Annotated in this window: 16 protein-coding genes; all 16 read right to left on the bottom strand. The window is 32.0% G+C overall.

Translation table 11 applies throughout. The annotated features are described in order from the left end of the window. Positions 1–72: 72 nt before the first annotated feature. The 16 genes from PHS07_01630 to PHS07_01555 all read right to left on the bottom strand — a co-directional run bounded on the left by PHS07_01630 (position 73) and on the right by PHS07_01555 (position 20,234). The gene (locus PHS07_01630; protein ID MDD4607027.1) at positions 73–1,734 is read right to left on the bottom strand and encodes a hypothetical protein; all 1,662 of its coding nucleotides are present in this window, start codon (positions 1,732–1,734) and stop codon (positions 73–75) included. Between the two features lie 2 nt (positions 1,735–1,736). Further along, positions 1,737–2,786 carry an endolytic transglycosylase MltG gene (gene mltG / locus PHS07_01625; protein ID MDD4607026.1) on the bottom strand — a complete coding sequence of 350 codons (1,050 nt, stop codon included), beginning with the start codon at positions 2,784–2,786 and terminating at the stop codon, positions 1,737–1,739. Positions 2,787–2,793: 7 nt separating this feature from the next. Beyond that, positions 2,794–3,870: a sugar phosphate nucleotidyltransferase gene (locus PHS07_01620; protein ID MDD4607025.1), complete on the bottom strand. Its 1,077-nt coding sequence runs from the start codon at positions 3,868–3,870 to the stop codon at positions 2,794–2,796. A 6-nt stretch (positions 3,871–3,876) separates the two neighbouring features. After that, a complete protein-coding gene (gene pcm, locus PHS07_01615) occupies positions 3,877–4,497 on the bottom strand; it encodes a protein-L-isoaspartate O-methyltransferase (GenBank protein ID MDD4607024.1) in 621 nt (206 codons plus the stop codon). Between the two features lie 32 nt (positions 4,498–4,529). Beyond that, positions 4,530–5,036 carry a phosphatase PAP2 family protein gene (locus tag PHS07_01610; GenBank protein ID MDD4607023.1) on the bottom strand — a complete coding sequence of 169 codons (507 nt, stop codon included), beginning with the start codon at positions 5,034–5,036 and terminating at the stop codon, positions 4,530–4,532. A gap of 6 nt (positions 5,037–5,042) precedes the next feature. Then, positions 5,043–5,903, bottom strand: coding sequence for a bifunctional DNA-formamidopyrimidine glycosylase/DNA-(apurinic or apyrimidinic site) lyase (gene mutM / locus PHS07_01605; GenBank protein MDD4607022.1), 861 nt, complete (start codon positions 5,901–5,903; stop codon positions 5,043–5,045). 8 nt (positions 5,904–5,911) lie between these two features. Next, positions 5,912–7,477, bottom strand: coding sequence for a 2,3-bisphosphoglycerate-independent phosphoglycerate mutase (gene gpmI / locus PHS07_01600; protein ID MDD4607021.1), 1,566 nt, complete (start codon positions 7,475–7,477; stop codon positions 5,912–5,914). A gap of 3 nt (positions 7,478–7,480) precedes the next feature. Then, complete coding sequence (gene gpmI / locus PHS07_01595; protein MDD4607020.1) at positions 7,481–9,040, bottom strand: 2,3-bisphosphoglycerate-independent phosphoglycerate mutase; 1,560 nt, start codon at positions 9,038–9,040, stop codon at positions 7,481–7,483. A 10-nt stretch (positions 9,041–9,050) separates the two neighbouring features. Beyond that, positions 9,051–10,289, bottom strand: coding sequence for a phosphopyruvate hydratase (gene eno, locus PHS07_01590; protein MDD4607019.1), 1,239 nt, complete (start codon positions 10,287–10,289; stop codon positions 9,051–9,053). Between the two features lie 97 nt (positions 10,290–10,386). Next, positions 10,387–11,535, bottom strand: a complete 1,149-nt coding sequence (locus PHS07_01585; protein ID MDD4607018.1) for a phosphoglycerate kinase — start codon at positions 11,533–11,535, stop codon at positions 10,387–10,389. A 15-nt stretch (positions 11,536–11,550) separates the two neighbouring features. Then, complete coding sequence (locus tag PHS07_01580) at positions 11,551–13,767, bottom strand: hypothetical protein (GenBank protein MDD4607017.1); 2,217 nt, start codon at positions 13,765–13,767, stop codon at positions 11,551–11,553. Between the two features lie 61 nt (positions 13,768–13,828). After that, entirely contained in the window at positions 13,829–15,421 is a 1,593-nt protein-coding gene (gene gpmI / locus PHS07_01575) for a 2,3-bisphosphoglycerate-independent phosphoglycerate mutase (GenBank protein MDD4607016.1), read from the bottom strand. Positions 15,422–15,716: 295 nt separating this feature from the next. Beyond that, a complete protein-coding gene (locus tag PHS07_01570; protein MDD4607015.1) occupies positions 15,717–16,136 on the bottom strand; it encodes a response regulator in 420 nt (139 codons plus the stop codon). 206 nt (positions 16,137–16,342) lie between these two features. After that, on the bottom strand, positions 16,343–18,562 hold the full coding sequence (locus PHS07_01565; protein MDD4607014.1) for an ATP-binding protein: 2,220 nt from the start codon (positions 18,560–18,562) through the stop codon (positions 16,343–16,345). Positions 18,563–18,643: 81 nt separating this feature from the next. Then, positions 18,644–19,522 (bottom strand): class I SAM-dependent methyltransferase, encoded by an 879-nt coding sequence (locus tag PHS07_01560; GenBank protein ID MDD4607013.1) that lies wholly within the window; start codon positions 19,520–19,522, stop codon positions 18,644–18,646. A 109-nt stretch (positions 19,523–19,631) separates the two neighbouring features. After that, positions 19,632–20,234, bottom strand: a complete 603-nt coding sequence (locus tag PHS07_01555; GenBank protein ID MDD4607012.1) for a lysophospholipid acyltransferase family protein — start codon at positions 20,232–20,234, stop codon at positions 19,632–19,634. Positions 20,235–20,373 lie beyond the last annotated feature (139 nt).

Genomic DNA, 20,373 nt, shown 5'->3' with positions numbered 1-20,373 from the left:
ATATCTAAGATTTATTTCTAAATTTGAAATTTAAAATTTCTTTGATATTTATAATTTGGATTTTGCAATTTACTAGTGTATCCCCTCTTTCTTTTCCCGAATAAAATAGCGCCATTGTTCTAAAATTTCCGCAAAAACTACAAACGGACTATCAACTAGAATCACAAAGAAAATGCCGATAACGTTATATTTTTGCCATTTACCAGCTAACCATTTGCCAAGATAAATGATTGGTAAAATAAACGGATCAGAAATAAAAGTCCAAAAACTTTCTCTGGGTGGACGCATATGTAATTCGCGCGATCGTTTACGAATAATGGAGCCAGTAAATAAAATTAAGGAAGCAAAAATAACAAAAATAAAATACGATGGCAAAGGAAAGTGTAATTTATTTAAAAACCAAATCATTCCACCTAAACAAACTACAAAACTTAATAAATACAGGAAACCAAAAATAAATTTTAAAATAATATTTTTCCCCTTATAACTTTCTACTTCAACTCGACCCAATTGATCGTTGGCATATAAAATTTTCTTAGTTTCTTCCCAAATAAGCTCAAAATTATTTGCTGGCGGTTTTTTAATAATGAAAACCAGAAAAGCCATCAATAGAGTTGGCACAAAAATGTCCGCCACCATAGAAATTAAATCGAATTTACCTAAAACCAATTTAGCGAAGGGAATTTCAATTGCGTATAATGAAAAAATGTTAGTAAAAAAAACCGAAATCGTACTATATAGAGCCGAGCGACCTAACCGTTTTTTTAATCCACCTAGGCGTTTTTCATAAGTTTGCCGCAATAATTCACGCATGTGATTTGGCTGAGTAATTTTTTGGTTTAACTCGTTGGGATCTTGAATAATAATATCTCCCAACAACACAAAGGGAGTATTATAGGACGAACATACATTATAAAATTTATTAGCTAATTTATGATCAAAGCGTTGTTGAATAGTATTATATAAATCAAAAACATGTTGATTAATATATTTAATATCTTGTTCTTCGTCGCTAAACCATTTGGCATAATATCTTTTTAATAAATTATAAGCCATAATCGGCCGATCAAGTTTAAATAAAGCTTGTTGAACTGCGATATAAATTTGAAGAGTTAATTCCTGACTATCTAATTGAGTTAATTGCCGTGTTTTTTCGTTGATATAAATTTTCTTTTTCATGATTTCTTCCATATAGCTCATTAAAATGCGTGCTTGGGCATAACTCCACGGATCTAATAATTCTTCTAGGTCGCAAGCAGCTATTTTAAAAATAAAATCATAAAACTGTGATTTAGTAATGCCTTTGGGTATAGTTGGTGTGTGAGTTAAAAAATAGTTATAGCGTTCAATTAATTGTTGTACTTGGTCAATTTTTGCTTTTTCAATTGAATTATTAGGAAAGTGGCCACCACGAATTAATTCTAAAACTAAGGGTTCGGCCGCTTGCTCAACGGTTTTTCTTAAAAAAAGACGGCGTTTGATAATTCTTTCAATCGCAATTCGACGCATCAAATGTTCTTCTTTCCAATCAACCACCTTACGAATATTTTCGTAAAAACTAGCTACTTTTAAACTAATTTCATCAACGTTAATTTTGGGTTTATCTTGACTAGCTTTTTGCTTACTTAATAAACCAAAATAACGCTCTAAAAATGAGCGCGTACTTTGATCAACATTTAAAATTTGACCATACGGATTAACTTTTTTAGATGAAGTAATTGTTTTTAAAAACATATTTATAAATATTTAGCCTTGTTAATTTTGTGTTCTTCAAAATTTCGGCTAAAAATTGCTTCTCCCTCTGGGGTGGTTAAAAAATATAAATAATCAGTCTCAGCTGGATAAATTGCGGCTAAAATTGAAGATAAACCTGGATTACAAATTGGCCCAGGTGGCAAGCCACGATATTTGTAAGTATTATATAAAGAATCAACTTCTAAATCTTCAATTGTTGAACGAGTATTTTGTTTGCCGGTAATATAATTAATAGTTGAATCTGCCTGTAAGCCCATGTTTATATTTAAACGATTATAAAAAATTCCAGCTACAATTTTCCGATCTTCATCACGCACCACCTCTTTCTCGATAATTGAAGCTAGGGTGATAATTTCATAAATTGACCTATTTTGTTTTTTAATTTCCTGACGCAACTCTGAAGTTAATTTAGTATTAAAATTATCCAAAGATTTACGAACAATATCTTCAATACTCGCTTCTTGATAAATTCTATAAGTATCTGGGAAAATATAACCTTCCAATCCATAATTTTTTGGCTTATCTTGTAAAAAATCATAATCCTCAGAAAAATCTTTAGGTCTAGACAAATCGTCATTAAAATTATAATTAATTCTTGGCCAACCAACTAATTCTAAAAATTCTTTTTTAGAAAACAAGCCTTGCTCTTCTAAATATTGACCAATATCATCCACTCTCCAGCCTTCAATTAGGGTGATTTGTTTTTCTTTGGCTTCAGTTGTGCTGGTTAATTTTTGGACTATTTTTTTATAACCCAAACCTGGCCTTAAATAAAATTCTCCTACCTGAAAATTAGCCTCGCTTTTTTTTAGATAAATATATACTTCAAATAAAAACTTGTTTTTAATCAAACCATCTTGTTTTAACTTAGAAGTAATTTGTTTAACTCCCTGCCCACTTTCAATAACAAATCTCTCTTGGTTTAAATTCGTGTTATTAGAAAAATAAATTAAACTAAAAAAATAACCAAGGTAAATTATTGTTAAAATAATAATTAGTAAAAAAATAAATTTGATTTTTTTAATCGACATAAAGTTTTTATAAGTAATTTTCTAAACCGCGCTTTTTTATTTCAGCAATAATTGATTTAACCTCTTGCGATCTTTCTTTGGGGCAAATTAATAAAATATCTGGCGTATCAATAATTACCAAATCTTTTATACCCAAAGTGGTGACTAATTTATTTGATTCACTGTAAACTAAATTTCCCGCGCTTTCTAGGGCAATATGTTTACCCTTAATGACACTGTCCTCCTGGCTAACACCCATCATTTCTTTCACTGCTCGCCAGTGACCGATATCTAACCATTCGAATTTACCAATCAACATTAATATCTCCTTGGTTTTTTCCATAATACCATAATCAATTGAAACTGGCTGAAGTTTGGCAAATTCTGTTTTTAAAACTTTTTTCTCATGGCGCGTACCAATGGCCGGCTGAATTTTTTTAAAAATTTTATATTGATCCGGTAAATAACGCTTAAATAAGTCTATCAGATAATCAACTCGCCAGCAAAAGATAGCTGGATTCCAAAAATAATCTGGATGAGAAAAATAATTTTCAGCCGTTTTAATATCAGGTTTTTCTTTGAATTTTTTAACTTTATAAATTTTCTCCTTACCGACTGTAAACATTTTTTCTCCCCGTTCAATATAACCATAGCCCACCTCGGGATAAGCTGTTTCAATGCCAACTAAAACGGTCTGTTGGGGATTATCTTTAACAACTTGTTCAACTTGTTTTAAAACGCGTATATATTCTTGACTATCTTTAATATAATGATCTGAATTAATTGTAATTAAAATTCCTGTTGGATCTTGCTGGTAAATTTTAAAAGCCGCTAAACCAATAGCTGCCGCCGTACCACGAGGCATGGGCTCTAAAATAAAATTAGACTGATTTAATTTAGGTAATTGCTTTTGAATATGCTTAACCTGCTGATAATTAGTACTAATTAAAATATTTTCACTTTTAAAACCTTGATTTAAACGTTCAAATGTTTGCTGAATAAGTGTTTTTTGGCCGAATAAAGCTTGCAATTGTTTGGGATATTTTTCTCGTGAAACTGGCCACAAACGCGTACCACCACCACCAGCTAAAATTAATGGATACATATTTTTTTAATTAATAATTAAAGGCACAAAAACAAAGCCTGGGTATCTTTTTTCTGTATATTCTTTTTGGTTTAATTTTTCAATTAATATTAACTCTGAGGATAAATTTTTTAATGGCATAACTAATTTGCCCCCAACTTTAAGTTGACGAAATAATTCAATTGGAATTTCGTTTCCGGCTGCAGCCACATGAATACGATCATAAGGCGCTAATTTTTTATAACCCCTTGAACCATCTGCACAAATAAATTTAACCTGTTTGTCTGAAAAATATTTTCTAACATTTTTTTCGCCAAATTCTTTTAACCCTTTTACTCTTTCAATGGCAACTACTCTACCATATTCACCTACAATTTCAGCGATTAAGGCGCTCGTCCAGCCCGAACCAGACCCAATATCTAAAATTTTATGTCCTGACTGTAAATCTAGCAATTCTAACATAAATGCCACCGTCAAAGGTTGTGAATTGGTTTGACCATCCCCAATTGGTAAAGGATAATTACCCGTCGCTTGTTTAACCAATTCCGCTGGTAAAAAATCTTGGCGTTTAATTTTGATTAAGGCTTGAATAACTTTTTTTGTTTTTAAATAACCTTGATCGATTAATTTTTGAATTAATTCTTTCATAAAATTATATTTTAAGATAATTAATTATTATTTTACAATTCAATAAAGCTACCAACCAACCAATTAGACCACCCATAATTATATCTAAGGGATAATGTACACCAACAAAAATTCTGGCTAAACCAATCAAAACCGCTAGAAAAATTAAAATATAGCCTATTTTTTTTGTTAAAAAAGTATAAACAAAAGGCCACTGTCATAGCTATAGCCGTGTGATTAGATGGCAATGATTTACTTAAATTATTAATTTGAATTAATAAATTAACTCCATGATCAACAAAGGGTCTGGGTCTAAAATAAAATAATGATGTCAAATAATTAATCGCCAAAACACTAATAATTGACATTAAACAACAAATTAAAACCCTCAAAATTATTCTATGTTTTTGTTTATTTTTATAGAATAAAACCAAAACTATCAGTAAGATGGCAAAAACCCAAATCAAATATTTAGCATTAAAAATCCCCAGATAATCTAAAATTGGATTTCGTTCTGCTAAATCATTAATTATTTTAAAAATTTGATAATCTAAATTCATAAAAAATTATTTCTGGCATTTAGGACAATAACACGTACTACGTTGTTGTTGTTTGATTTTTTTAATTCTAGTTCCACAGCAATAGCACTTTTCATCTGCCCGGCCATAAATTTTTAAATAATCATTCATTGAACCTGATCTCCCTAAAGCATCTACGTAATCGCTTGAAGAGGTGCCTCTTTTTTTAATTGCTTGCTTTAAGATCTTTTTTAAACATTGATAAAGTTTTTTTATTTCGCTTAGTTTTAAATTCTCAGCTTTACGGGTTGGTAAAATTTTAGCACAGAAACATGCTTCTTGCGCATAAATATTACCAATACCGGCAATTATTTTTTGATCCATTAGCAACGGCTTAATCGGTGTCTTGGCACGTTTTAAAATTTGATTTTTAAATTTAATTAAAGAAAAATTGCTATCTAAAGGTTCTGGTCCATATTTGTCTAAATTTTTTTCTAATTCTCGATCGGCGACCAATTTTACCCAACCAAATTGACGAGTATCATTAAAAAATAATTGCGAACCATCTGTAAAATTAAAAATAACGTGAGAATACTTGTTAGGTAAATTTTGCAAATCGTGTTTAATAGGATGCCCACCACCGGCGATTTTATTTTTATCAACGTAAATAAGTTGACCGGTCATTTTGAGATGAAAAACCAAGTGCCAATGATTATCTAAATCTAAAATTAAAATTTTAGCTCGCCGATGAACTTTAACCACTCGCCTATTTTTAACTTTGGTTATTAAATTTTTAGCTGAACCCTGAACTTGTTTAGCTAAATTAATTTTGATTGATCTGATTTTTTTATTTTTGATTAAATCAGCTAAATCTTGTTTAATTGTTTCTATTTCAGGTAATTCGGGCATAAAAAAAATTAAATTAAAGAATGGCCGGTCATTTCTTGGGGTGTTTTAATTCCCATAATTTTTAAAATTGTTGGCGCGACATCAGCCAAAATACCAGCTGGTTGAATTAAACTTAAATCCAATAAATTAACTAAACTATCATCCCTTTTCCAATCAGCACCTAAAAAAATCATTGGGACTGGATTTAAAGAATGTTCTTGATCAATTTGGCCAGTTTGTAATTTAATCATTTCTTCGGCGTTGCCGTGACTACCAAGAATAATAGCTCGACCCCTTTGTGATTGAATAATTTCAACCAAAATCCCCAAGGCTCGATCAATCGCTTCAATCGCTTTAATTGTCGCCTCTAAATTACCACTATGTCCCACCATATCAGCATTAACTAAACTTATAGCTATAAAATCATAAGTATTTTCCAAAATCAAACTAGCTATTTTTTTGGCTATTTTAACGGCTGACATTTGTGGATTTTGTTGATAGTCATCCAAATAAGGTGAGGTAACGGCTATATCTGTTTCGTTATTAAAAGGTTCTAAGCGCCGACCATTTAAAAAATACGTTGTATAAATATATTTTTCCGTCTCGGTCAAATGTAATTGTTTTAAACCTTGTCGGCTAATAATTTCGCCTAGAGTATTTTTTATTTCCGATCGATCAAAAACTATTTTAGCCTTGAATTCGCTTCCATAGTTGGTTAAAGTAACTAAATTAATTTTTTTAAAAAAATGATTACGTTGAAACAAATTAAAATTAGACTGACAGATAGCTCTCCCTAATTGATATAAACCCTGTGGATTAAAATTAAAAAATACGACCCCATCCCCATCCTGGACACCATCATAATCACCAATAATCAATGGCGGTATGTTTTCATCAAAAATATCTTGAGCATAGAAACTATTAATAGCTTTATCAACTCGATTGTAAACTTTTTCACTTTTGCCTTCAAAAATGGTCGTATAAATTTTTTTAGTTTTTCCCCATTCCTTATTGTCATTTAAAGCATAATTTCGACCACTTATTGAACAAATTTGACCTAAACCTAACATATTTAATTCGGTTTGAATTTGATCAATTAATTGCAGAGCATTCTCTTGTTCAGCTTGATAAAAATCTAAAATTAAATGCAAATTAACTTTAGCCAAACCTATTTTCTGGGCCATGATTAATAAAGCATATAAGTGATCTAAAGAACTAATTTTTCTTTGTGCTGAAATAACACCAATCAAATGCAACGTCTGATTGTTTTTTTTTATATCTAAAAAAGCTTTACGTAAAATTTTGTGAACAAAAAACGATTTATTATTAATAGCGTTATCAATTTCGATCAGTGGTTGATAAATTTTCCTTCCAGCGCCAATATTTAAATAGCTATACTCGGCTGTGCTTGGTTGACCATTTAATAAACCCACATCTTCGCCAGCTGCATTTAAAGTCAAAGTTTTATAATTTGCTAGTAAATAATCAAAATTAGGTGTTTGCGCTAAACTAATCGCATTCCCCCTAGAATCAGGAGCTATACCCCAACCATCTAAAATAATTAAACTTACAAAATTATTTATTTTTTTATTCATAAACTATATTAATAAATTTTTCCCGGTCATTAATTTGGGTTGTTCGACATGCATAATATTTAAAAGTGTTGGCGCAATATCGGCTAAAATACCAGCATTTAACTTTTTTTTCTTAAAATTTTTATCAACTAAAATAAACGGTACTGGATTAATCGAATGTTTTGTGTCAATTTCACCCGTTTCTAAATTTATCATTTCCTCAATGTTACCGTGATCGGCGGTAATAATTAAACTTACATTTTGTTTCAAGGCTTGTTTAATAATATCTTTTAAACACTTATCCACACTCTCAACAGCTTTAACCCCTGCCTGCAAATTGCCCGTATGACCCACCATGTCTGGATTGGCAAAATTGACAGCCGTGAAATCATAGATATTTTTTTTCATAACTTGAATTAAATAATCCTTAATCTCAAAAGCGCTCATCTCTGGCCGTTGGTCATAGCTTGATACATCTGGCGAAGCGATTCTAACTCTTTTTTCTCCAGCTACTGGCTCGGCATAGCCGCCATTGAAAAAATAAGTCATATGTGAATATTTTTCAGCTTCAGCTAAATAAAGTTGCTTTTTGTTTTTTAATAATACTGGCAAAGTTTTTTGTAAATCACGACTCGGAAAAGCAGTTAGAATATATGGCAAATCTGGACCAAAATCAGTCATCGCTACAAAACGGATATTGCGAGCAATTCTTTGGCGCTTAAAACTGTGTGGATTAATTTCCTCAAAGTTCGGCTGAACAAAAGTTTTTGTTAATTCACGAGCACGATCTGACCTTAAATTAAAGAAGATAATAATATCATCATCTTGAATTAAACCCAATGGTTTATTACGCTTAACAATTACACTTGGCAAAATATACTCGTCTGTTTGCTCCCGATTATAAGCTTTCGTAATAGCCTCTTGAGAATTATGCACCCTATCTCCCCGACCTAAAACTAAAGCATTATAGACTAACTTAATATTATGCCAATTTTTTTTACGATCCATAGCATAATAACGTCCAGTAATCGAGGCAATTTGTTCGTTAGGCTTTAATTCTTTTTCTAACTTTTTTATTAAATTTAAGGCTTCATGTTGTGACGAATCACGTCCGTCAGTAAATAAATGTAAAAAAGTATTTTTAACTTTATTCTGCCGTACTAATTCTAATAAAGCTTTTAAATGACCCGGGTCAGCATGGGCGCTCTCTGAAGCAGATAATAAACCCATAATATGACAACGAGTTTTATATTTTTTTAAGTGCTTTAAAGCTTCTTTGAAGGCTGTATTCTTAAAAAAAGTTTTATCCTTAATTGCCCGATTGATATAAACGGCATCTTGTTTAACTATTCGACCAGCGCCAATATTCATGTGCCCCGCTTCGGAGTTACCATCTTGATTGTCAGGCAAGCCTACCCGTTGACCATGCGCTATGAGTTGTGTATAAGGAAAATCACGACTAATTTGATCCATCGTCGGTGTTTTAGCTAAACTAATGGCGTTGCCCAGACCGGCTGGAGCAATTCCCCAACCATCCAGAATAATTAAAACCGCTTTTGATAATTTTGATTTTACGATTTGCACAATAAAAAAATTAATAATTAAACTCTATTTCTAATAAACGATTATATTTAGCTACTCGCTCACCTCGATTAGGCGCACCAGTTTTAATAAATTCCGCTCCACTAGCCACCGCCAAATCAGCAATAAATGGGTCTGTTGTTTCTCCTGAACGATGCGAAATAACAACTTTATAATTATTTTTTTGAGCTAATTGAATACACTCAATGGTCTCTTTAAGTGTACCAATCTGATTAGGTTTAATTAAAATTGAATTGGCCACATTCATTTCAAAACCGTGTTTTAATCTATCTACATTCGTGGTAAAAATATCATCACCAACCAACATAGATTTTTTAGTTAATTTTTGCGTTAATAAATGCCAACCCGTCCAATCATCTTCAGCTAAACCGTCTTCAATGGAAATAATCGGATATTTTTTTAACCATTGGGTATAAATCTCTATTAAATCACCACTATAAATTTTTTTGCCTTCAAAACTATATTTATCGTTTTGATAAAAAGCTGAAGCTGCCACATCTAAAGCAATAAAAATGTCTTTACCCGGTCGATAACCGGCCTGTTTAATTGCAGTAACTAAAATATCTAAAGCTTGAGTATTGGTTTTAATTTTAGGTGCAAAACCACCCTCATCACCGACCGCTGTTCTTAAATTTTGATTAGCTAAAACCTTTTTTAGAGTATGAAAAATTTCACTGCCAGCTCTAAGTTGTAAATGATATTTTTTAATACCAGCTGGCACCAACATAAATTCCTGAACATCTAAACCAGAATCAGCGTGCTGACCACCATTGATAACATTAAACATTGGTATGGGTAGTGTAGTTTTATTTTTAAATTTATAAACCTGGTTGATATATTGATATAAAGTTTTATTTTTAAGTCTAGCGGATAAACGTGCACTAGCTAAAGATATACCCAAAATAGCATTAGCGCCGAGTTGGGATTTATTGTCTGTTTTATCTAATTCAAGTAAAATCTTATCTATTTGATCTAAAGATTTATTTTTTAATTTAGGCGCTATTTTGGTTTCAATATTTTTAATCACTTTGGTTACGCCTTTGCCATGATAACGTTTTTTGTCGCCATCTCTTAATTCAACGGCTTCATGTATACCAGTTGAGGCACCAGAAGGCACACAAGCCCGGGCCTTTTCTTTACCGCTAAAAACAGTGACTTGAACAGTCGGATTGCCCCTAGAATCTAAAATTTCCAAGGCTTTAATTTGAGTAATTTTGTTATTTTTTGCCATGTGTTTTTAATTTAGTAATTATTCATTTATTATAACATGTTTTGATAAATAAAAAAACGCCCAGTTAGGAACGTTTCTTTAAATTAAATAAGAAAATTTATTTTATTAAAGGCTTAATACCTGGTAAAACCTTGCCCTCTAAAAATTCAAGCATAGCTCCGCCACCAGTTGAAATGAAAATTTTTGATGTGTTTTGCTTTGATTCTAATAATGAAACTGTTTCTCCCCCGCCAATAATGATATGAGCTGATTTATTTTTTAAAATGGCTTTAACAATTTCCTGACTAGCTTGTTTAAATCTGATATCTTCAAAATAACCTAATGGCCCATTCCACACAATGGTTTTAGCTTTTTGAATATCTTTTTTAAAATTTTCCACTGTTTTAGGTCCTAAATCTAAAATTTTATCTGTTTTACCAACCTCATTAATATATTTAATTATCGCTCGATTGTTGGCAGTTTTAACTTTAACATCAATCGGCAAAATTAATTTTTTAGAATCATATTTATTCATTTTAACTTGATAATCTGTATCAACTATTGACTGACCAACTTCATAACCAACTGCTTGAATAAAATTATTGACCAAAGCGCCACCTAATAAAACCTTATCAAACTTAGTTAATAAATTATCAATTAATTTAATTTTGGTTGAAATCTTGGCTCCGCCTAGAATAGCCACCGCCGGATGTTGTGGTTTTAAAGCTTGATTTAAATTTTGAATTTCGTCTTGCATCAATAAACCGGCATAACTTGGTAAATATTGTGTAATCGCGCTGACTGATGAATTTGCTCGATGAGACACGGCAAAAGCGTCGTTTACATATATATCAGCTAAACTAGCTAATTGCTTGGCTAAACGTTGACAATTTTTTTCTTCGCGCGGTTGAAAACGAATATTTTCTATAACTAAAATTTGACCTGGCTTTAATTCTTTAATTTTATTTTTAACTTCTTGACCAATATTTTGATTAATAAAAAAAACTGGTTGTTTTAAAAGTTGAGACAATTTTTTAGCCGTCGGCTGTAAACTTAATTCAGGTTTAATTTGACCATCAGGTCGACCCAAGTGAGAAACTAAAACTATTTTAGCTTGTTTTTTAATTAAATACTGAATCGTTGGTAAGCTCATTGCAATTCGATAATCATCTTCAACTCGACCATTTTTTAATGGTACGTTAAAATCAGTTCTTAATAAAACTGTTTTATTTTTTAAATTTTTGACTTGCTGAATTTTTTTTAACATTGAATTAAATATTGATTATAATTTAACATTTTTGCCTAAAACATCTTTCATATTAAAACCAGTTGCACTAACTTCTTGCCGGCCACCGGTCGATTTTTTTTGTTTTCTTGAAGTTGAAGATGGCCGTTCTTTTTTATTAGATCTGCCATTGTGTGATTTAGTCTCAGTCACTGGTTGTCTTTTTTGACGTTTATAATTTTTAAATCTCATTTTTGCGACCTCAGAATCTTCCTCTTTAATTTTTCTTTCCTTAGGTTTTTCTTCTGATTTTTTGGGCTGTTCGGACTTAATTTCCCTTTCTAACTCGTCGGCTATTTTATCCAACGATTCAAAGACTTTATTTTCTTTTGGTGTTAAAACTTTTAAAAAATAAACACCTTTTTTCTCGCCCGGATGAGTATCTTGAACAATTTTAACATCATAGGTCTGCCCTGGATTATATTCTGTTGTTGGCGGAAAAATAACTATACCCGTTTTATATATGCCAGCTGAATTTCTAGCCTTAATTCTATATTCCAGTTTTTCTTGATTAACTTCTTCAATTTTAACCCCTTCGATTTTTGGAGTTTCGAGCGATAAATTTTCCTGCTCAATATATTCTTTTAACTTACCAGTTGATTTAAAATCTTGACCGGCTATACTGCTTAAAACTGTTTCTAAGTTTGCTAACATTATATTGTCAGTCGTAACCGGCTCATAACGATCAAGAGCTGGTTTAATCATTTTTCGACCATTCGCCACCACCTCTGTGCTATCTAAATTTTTTTCAAGGGGCTGATCGGTTGAGGTTTGTTCTATATAAATATTTTGTTTGACTGGATTATAATTAATATACACATCACAACCATAAGCCATTGCCCCTGTCATTTGTGAAGCCATGCGACGACCAATATCTATCACAGCTTTGCCCCGAGGCGTATCAATAATAAAACCATCTTGCCCAAACTCAGTCATTAATTTTTCGGTTTCTTTGATAATTTTATACTGCAATTCCTGCGCAGATTCTAAATTTAATTGTTTAATTTCTTGCGGAGTCAATTCGTCACCGAAATCTTTGCCAGTGCTTTTTGTAAAATTTATCAATTTTTCTCTAATGTTATCTATGGTTTTATCATTTTTGTTTTGTCCACCCAAAAAACGATATAAACCAATTAAAGTTTTATCGCTTTTTTTGAATTTTTCTAAATTTTTTAAATCCGGATGGTTTAATTCATACATCTGAGTTAAAAAAGTATCAACTTTGTCAGCTATGGTTTTTTCTTGATCTTCAGATGATTCAATTTTTTGAACATTTTCTTCTTTGGAAATTTCTGATTTTTTCTCTGCCCCTGTTTCTGGTTTAATTAAATTTGGTTCCATATCGTAAGGATTTTCTGGCACACCTGCTCGTTGTCTTAAAACACTCATTCTATCCCCGACTTCTTCATAAGAAAAACCAAAATAATTTTGAGTTTGGTCTTCTTGATTTTTTAAATAACTTAAAAAATTTAAATAGCTTTTTAGTTTATAATCGGGCTGACTTAAAAATCTTTCATACGCCTCAAATAATTTATCTATATTGGGTTTAACTTCGACAAATGGAATTATTTCTTCTTCCTTTTGATCTAATTTTATATCTTTAATGGGTAAATTTGATTCTTCTATTTCTTGTGTTGAAACTAATTTTTTTTCTGAAGCCACCTCAATTGGATCAAATTTTGGTTCCAAATCTAATTCGCCAACATCTATTTTATCAGGAGAAGGCTCTATCACCGATTCAGTTGTTTTAGGTGATTCAATCTTTTCTGGCGGTTGAGATGATTCAGAATCTAAGTTTTTAATAATTTGGTCTAATTCATCACTCGTCATGTCTTCTAAATTCTCAGTCGACAATTCTGCCAAAATATCATTAATTTTTCCTTCTGACGCATTTAATATATCCTCTTCCGATTGATTCGTAAAATTGTGTTGCTCGGTTAATAATTTACCGGCTTCCAACCAATCCCACTCCTGATAGGCTTGATCACTGGCTGAATTAAATTTGCCAAATTGGTTATCAATATTTTTAACTTCCAATCCTCTGTTCATTCTTTCTTGAAAAATATAATAAGCCACCTTTTGCTGGCGCTTATATTCATCCTGCTCCTGAGTCACATCGGGATTATTTAAAATTTTATAAATAGCCTCTCGGCCTAAAACATCTATTGCTGATAAATTTTCTGGCGATGGTTCGCCTTCGCGATGTTTAAACATAGATTATTTTTAAATAAATTATCTTATCTTTTATATTAGCATATTTTAAAAAAAATGTCAACTACATCACTTCTGGAATCTCGTCGGATTTTCTTTTGACCAATAAATTTCGGCCGGTCATTTCTTCTGGCACTTTTAGACCCATAATATTTAAAATGGTTGGTGCCACGTCAGCTAAAACGCCCTGTTCTATCACATTATCTTCACCCAATTGAGGTTTTTTATCTTCATCGACGACCACAAAAGGTACTGGATTATTAGAATGTTCAGCTAATTTTTTGCCACTTTGTAAACTAATCATTTCTTCACAATTACCATGATCAGCTGTAAAAAATATTTTAAACTCATGAGCCTGAGCGACTGGGATTAACTGGCTAAGACACTTATCTAAAAATTCCAAAGCCTTGACTGTAGCTTTAAAATCAGCTGTATGGCCAACCATATCACCATTGGCATAGTTTACCACTATAAAGCTATAATCGTCTTTTTTAATTGCCTGAATTATTTTTTCTGTCACTTTGTCGGCTGACATTTCTGGCTTTAAATCATAAGTTGCTACTCGAGGCGAAGGAATTTTAACTTGATCTTCATTTTTAAAAGGTTGATGCTGACCACCATTAAAGAAAAAAGTCACATGAGGAAATTTTTCAGTTTCAGCAATATGCAATTGTTTTAAACCAGCTCGAGAGACAACTTCAGCTAATGTTTCTTTAACAATTTGAGGCTCAAAAACCACATTGACTGGCAAATTATCATCATATTTCATCATGGTTACAAAAAATAAATTAGAAATTTTAGATCTTTCAAATCCCTTAAAATCATCTGAAACAAAAGCTTTGGTTAATTGTCGAGCGCGGTCAGCTCGAAAATTGTAAAAAATAACCACATCATTTTTTTCAATCTTAATGATATCTTTTTCTTTTTTAGCAATCACTTTGGCTGTCACAAATTCATCCGTAATTTTTTGTTCATAAGATTTTTTTAAAGCCTCTTCGCCTGTCTTAAACATTTCACCTTGAGCTTGAACTAATAAATTGTAAGCTTGAACGGTTCTTTCCCAACGCTCGTCTCTATCCATAGCATAATAACGTCCAATTAATGAAACTAATTTACCAATTTTAACTTCTTTAAACATGTCCTCCAATTTACGCAAAAACATCAAACCACTGTCTGATGGTGCATCCCGACCATCAGTAAAACCATGCACACACACATCATCTTTTTTAATTTTACTTTGCTTTAAAAATCTTAATAGAGCATGCAAATGTTCGATAGTACTGTGCACCCCACCTGGACTCAATAAACCTATCAAATGAATTTTTGATTCATACTTTTTAGCATGCGCTATGGCTTGCATCAAAGCTTCATTGGTAAAAAAAGTTCCATCCATAATTGCCCGATTGATTCTAGGTAAACTTTGATAAACCACCCGCCCCGAGCCAATATTCATATGGCCAACTTCCGAGCCTCCCATTTCACCCCAATTCAAACCCACAGCCTCACCTGAGGCTTGTAAGACGCCATGTGGATAATCACGCCATAAATTATCCCAAAAGGGCGTTTTGGCTTTTTTGACGGCATTGCCTTTGGTTTCTTCCGAAATGCCCACTCCATCCATGATCACCAACATTGCTTTTTTATATTTTTCAGCCATATTTATAAATTACTAAGTATTTTTTAATCTAAAATTAATTTATTTAAATTTATTCAAGAATTTAATATAAAAATACTCAACATCTGTTATCCTAAAATTTTGAGTTGTCATCCTGAATTTATTTCAGAGCCTGCCCTGAATTCAGTTCAGGGATCTAAAATCAGAAAAAACGTTTTTACAAAAGAGATGTCATAAGCACCAATAGATTCTGAAACAAGTTCAGAATGACAATTTTAAGTTCAGAATGAGATTTTGTTGTTAATTTATCGATAAATAAAATCTAAGATTAACAACTCTACTTATTCCCCAAATATTCCGCCAAATATTTTTTTACCTTACTGACAATCTGATCTGGATCATAATCAGATTTAATTAAATATTCATCCGCTTTTAAAATTTCGGCTCTTTGCTTGTCTTCGTCGTGAGCTAAATTTGTGGTAACTAAAACCGGGATCTGAGCAGTTTCTTTTCTTTCTTTTATTTTTTCTAAAACCGCAAAACCATTCATCTTGGGTAAAATTAAATCTAATAAAATAATATCTGGTTTTTGTTGCTCAATTTTTTCAATCCCTTCTTCACCGTACATAGCTGTGTCAACGTTTTTAAACCCATCAGCCTCAAAACGTTGTTGATAAAATTTTAACAAAGAAACGTCGTCTTCGATAATTAAGACGCGAGCATTTAAAATTTCTTGCTCGGAAATTTGTTTAGACATAATTTTGATAGTTAAATATTAAGTTATAATTTTATTAATATATGTCATCCTGGAGCGGAGCGAACATAGTGAGCAAAGCGATAGGATCCCGTGAGATAACAAATCAACATTTTAAAACATTCTCGGCAAATTCTACGGGATTCTATCGGTCGTCCGCCCTAGGCGGACTCCCTCCAGAATGACGGGGTTTAATATTAAATTTATACTCACTCTCTCAAACTCGACCCAGCCGACACCATACTTTTTAATTCGCTTTCGGGTTGATGGACTGGCAAAGTAAATGAAAAGGTTGAACCCTTGCCTTCGCCTGGTGAATCAGCTTGAATCTCCCCACCTTGGGCTTCTAATAAACGTTTACAAACATACAAACCTAAGCCCGAACCCCAAGGATAAATCTGACTAGTGTTTAATCTAGAAAATTTGTTAAATAATTTTTCTTTATCTTTTTTACTAAACCCAACGCCCGTATCCTTAACCGAAATATTAATAATCTCATCTTTATTATTATAACTCAAATCCACAGTAATACCACCCTTGGGAGTATATTTAATGGCATTGTCAATTAAATTAGTGATAACTTCACGTATTTTTTCTTGATCAAATTCAAATTCTGGAGTTAAAACTTTAGGTTGGTTAAATTTAACAAATAACCCCGACTTATCGGCAAACACCATCAACTCTTTGATGACGCTTTTGATAAGATCTTCCACGCGACCCTTTTCTTTTTTTAATGTTAATTTACCAACTTCAATATGCGCCACGTCTAAAAAGCTGCCAATTAATTTAATTTGGCGCACCGTACCATCATAAATGTCTGTGATAGTTTCTTTTTGTTTTTCATTTTCAACTGGACCATATTGACCTTCTAACAATCCTTTTGAATACCAACGCAAAGCGGTCATCGGCGTCCGTAACTGATGAGACACTATTCGTAAGAATTCCGACTTGGCTTCATCAAGTTGTCTTAGCTCTTTATTGGCCACGCGTAATTCTTTGGTGGCCTGTTTAACTTTAGTCTGTAATTCTTCGGCAAACCTTTCTGTTTTTCTAAATAACAAAGCATTTTCAATAGTAATTGAAGCCTGATTAGCTAAATTTTCTAACAAACGAATATCTTGAACTGAATAAGCATCACCTGAAGCTTTTTCGCCCAATAAAATTGCCCCAAAAACTTCTCCTTTACTCATCAAGGGTAAAGCCAAAATAACGCCGGTTTTTTGAGTATAATCCAGAATCATATCCCTTTCTTTGTCTTCTATCGGCAAGGACTTAACCTCTTGAAATATTAAAGTTTTCTTAAGTTTTTTAAATAACAAACGCAAGGGATCATTAATCACCTGACCACAATTTATTTTCTGACATTCTTCAGATTCTTTTAAAATTTTAAATCTTTCTTCATCCGGTTCCTTAGCTAAAACAACGATTTTATCAACATGCAATGTTTCATAAATAGTATTAAAAACTAAATTGACCGTATCATTTAAATAAAAAGTTTTAGGTAGTTCATTGATAACTTGTTCTAGCTTGCGTTGCTCATTGTATAAAGTAGCAAAAAAATATTTATTGGCTAGTTTTTCAAAAAATGAAACTAAGGGTATAAAAACACCCATAACCACTAAAATGGCTAGGGTATTTAAAAGTAGAAATAAACCATTTACCTGATGACCAAAAAAACTATTTAATAACCACATGATCAAGACTCCCAAACCACCAGCTGAGATGATAGATAAACCATAGACTGTAGTTTTTTTGATGACTACGCGGATGTCCATAAAACGATAGCGGATGATGGCGTATGCCGCTAATATAAGATAAAAAGAAGTTGTCCAATTTCCAAAAGGATTAATTGGTATATCATACCATAAGAAAAAATTTGTAAGTCCGCCCAAATAACCAACTGTTATACCAATCAGTGTATACTTTATTTGTATTTGCTTAATCCCTCTATTATATTTATATCCTTTAAATAATAAAAAAATTGTATATAAAGCATAACAAAACCAAAAAAATAAAAATGGTGAATAAAAAATGCCTGCATTTGGCCAAAAGTCAAAATTTAATTTAGGACCAACACTCTCTACAAAAAGAGGCGTAAAATTCAATAAAAAAAATAAAGAAAAAAGTATATAGCCAAAAATAATCACCCCTTTTCTTTTTTTTGTTTCTCCTATTAATTCAGAAACAAAATGTAAGTAAACTACCGGCAAAAAAATAGCACCCATCATTAATGCCCTAGACCAAAAAAGAGCCAATTTTTCAGTGGTAGAAATTTGCCATATAAAATAAGAATAACTCCAAACAGCAGCAACCAAACAAACATAAACAAACCTTTTGTTTAAAGTCTTTTTCTTTCTACTATATACAAATATTCCGAGAATTGTGCTAACCAAAGCATTCAATAAAGCCATTAAGGCATAAATATTCATAAAAATATTTTTATTAAATTTTAAATAAAATATAAAAAAACCTCTAGATATATTTTAACATATTTCTAGAGGTCAATCAATTCATTTTATTGCTATGGCTAAACCGTGCACTCCAAGAGGTTCATATAAGATGTTAACTCTATCAATGGAAAAACCCGCAGAAACAAGAATATCTCTTATTTCCTTAGGCTCACGATAAATCATCGGCCATCTGAGAGCTTTTGTTACAAAAGCTCTTTCAATATTAGGAGAAATATTACAGGTTATTAAATGCCCACCATCGGGTAATGTTTCATAAATTGCACGAATTAACTCAACAGCTTCGTCGAAAGGATAATAGTCTAGAAGACCAACCATTTCAACTATATCTGGCTGAAACCCATTACAAATTTTTGAAACATTTTCGGCTCGCGATCTATGCCATTGTAAATTTAAACTTGTGATTCCTTTTTCCGAAGCCAATTCCTTACTAAAATTTATAGCATCTCTACTAAGATCAATGAAATTGGCTCTAACGTCTAAATTTAAATCTATTTCTGCTAAAGCTTCTATAACAGCACGAGCACTTCCGCTACCCAAACTAACAATATTTATATTCCGTTTATGTAGATAAACCTGCTTTATTATTAAACTGATTTCTTTTTTGGTTAGTTTTAGTCTATTTCTAATTGCCATGGCGTTTCTTAAAAATTTTTGCCAGAAACAATCAGCAATACTTCTATCACTACCCTTAAAGGTATACATTGTTTCTAGGGCTGGATATTTTGTTGGGTTATTTAAGACAATTTGCGTATCACTATCTCTTTTACTAAAAATAGTAAAGATTATCCGACTTAAAAACCCAGGTAAAATATTAATTAAAAAAACCAAAGGAAATCTTAATAACCAACCCCAAAAACCAATATTCTCGTAAAAAATGTTTTTATCTTTATCTACATATGATTCAATGTTTTTTCTCATTTTTTCTCCCTGTTTTTAAGGTGCATTTTTGTTAACTAATTAAATTAATCTTATTATATCTAACTTATTTTGTCAAGCCCCTTAAAAATAAAAAAGCCAAAACTGAAAATCAATTTTGGCTTGATGTATCTCTTAAGAGTTCTGCCATTTTTTGCATGGCTAGCTTTTTTAGCTCTTCTTTGCTTTGCCTTTCATCATACGGAATCGGTTCACCAACTCTTATGATTATGCGAGTCAGTCTGGGAAAAATTTTGCCTTTTGGCAAAAAAGCGCCAGCGCCCAAAACGGCAATTGGTATAATTGGCACTTTTCCAGCTTTAGCCAGAAAAATGAAACCGCCCTGAAAGTCTTCAAGATGCTCCCTTAAGCCACCTTCAGGGAAAAGAGCAACTGGCTTGCCTTGTTTTAAAAGCTCTAAAGACTTTTTTAACGAAGACAATGTTGCCCCTTTTCTAACTGGCAACGCCCAATCAAGATTTTTGACCAGCCAACCGATAATTGGCCAAGAAAAAATTTCTTTTTTAGCCAAAAACCACATCCGACGATTTAAGTTCACACCTATTAAAACCGGATCGGCGTGACTACGATGGTTAGCAATCACAACAAAGGCTCCCTCTTTTGGCAAATCGCCTTCAACTTTGATCCGCCAAGGCAATAAAATAATTCTAATCAATCGCTGGAAAAGCCAATACCATCTATCATACTTATCCACAATTCCTCCCTATTGTTATTAATGAACATTTTATAATATCTTAGGTTATTTTTTATATTTTGTCAATCCTAGAGTGTCATTGTAAATAAAACGTGGCAACCCTACACGTCAACCTTGCTGTCATCCTGAATTTATTTCA

This window comes from Patescibacteria group bacterium (assembly GCA_028707495.1).
Taxonomy (GTDB): Bacteria; Patescibacteriota; Patescibacteriia; order UBA2591; family JAQWAS01; genus JAQWAS01.
This window is presented reverse-complemented; position numbering and strand designations above follow the sequence as displayed.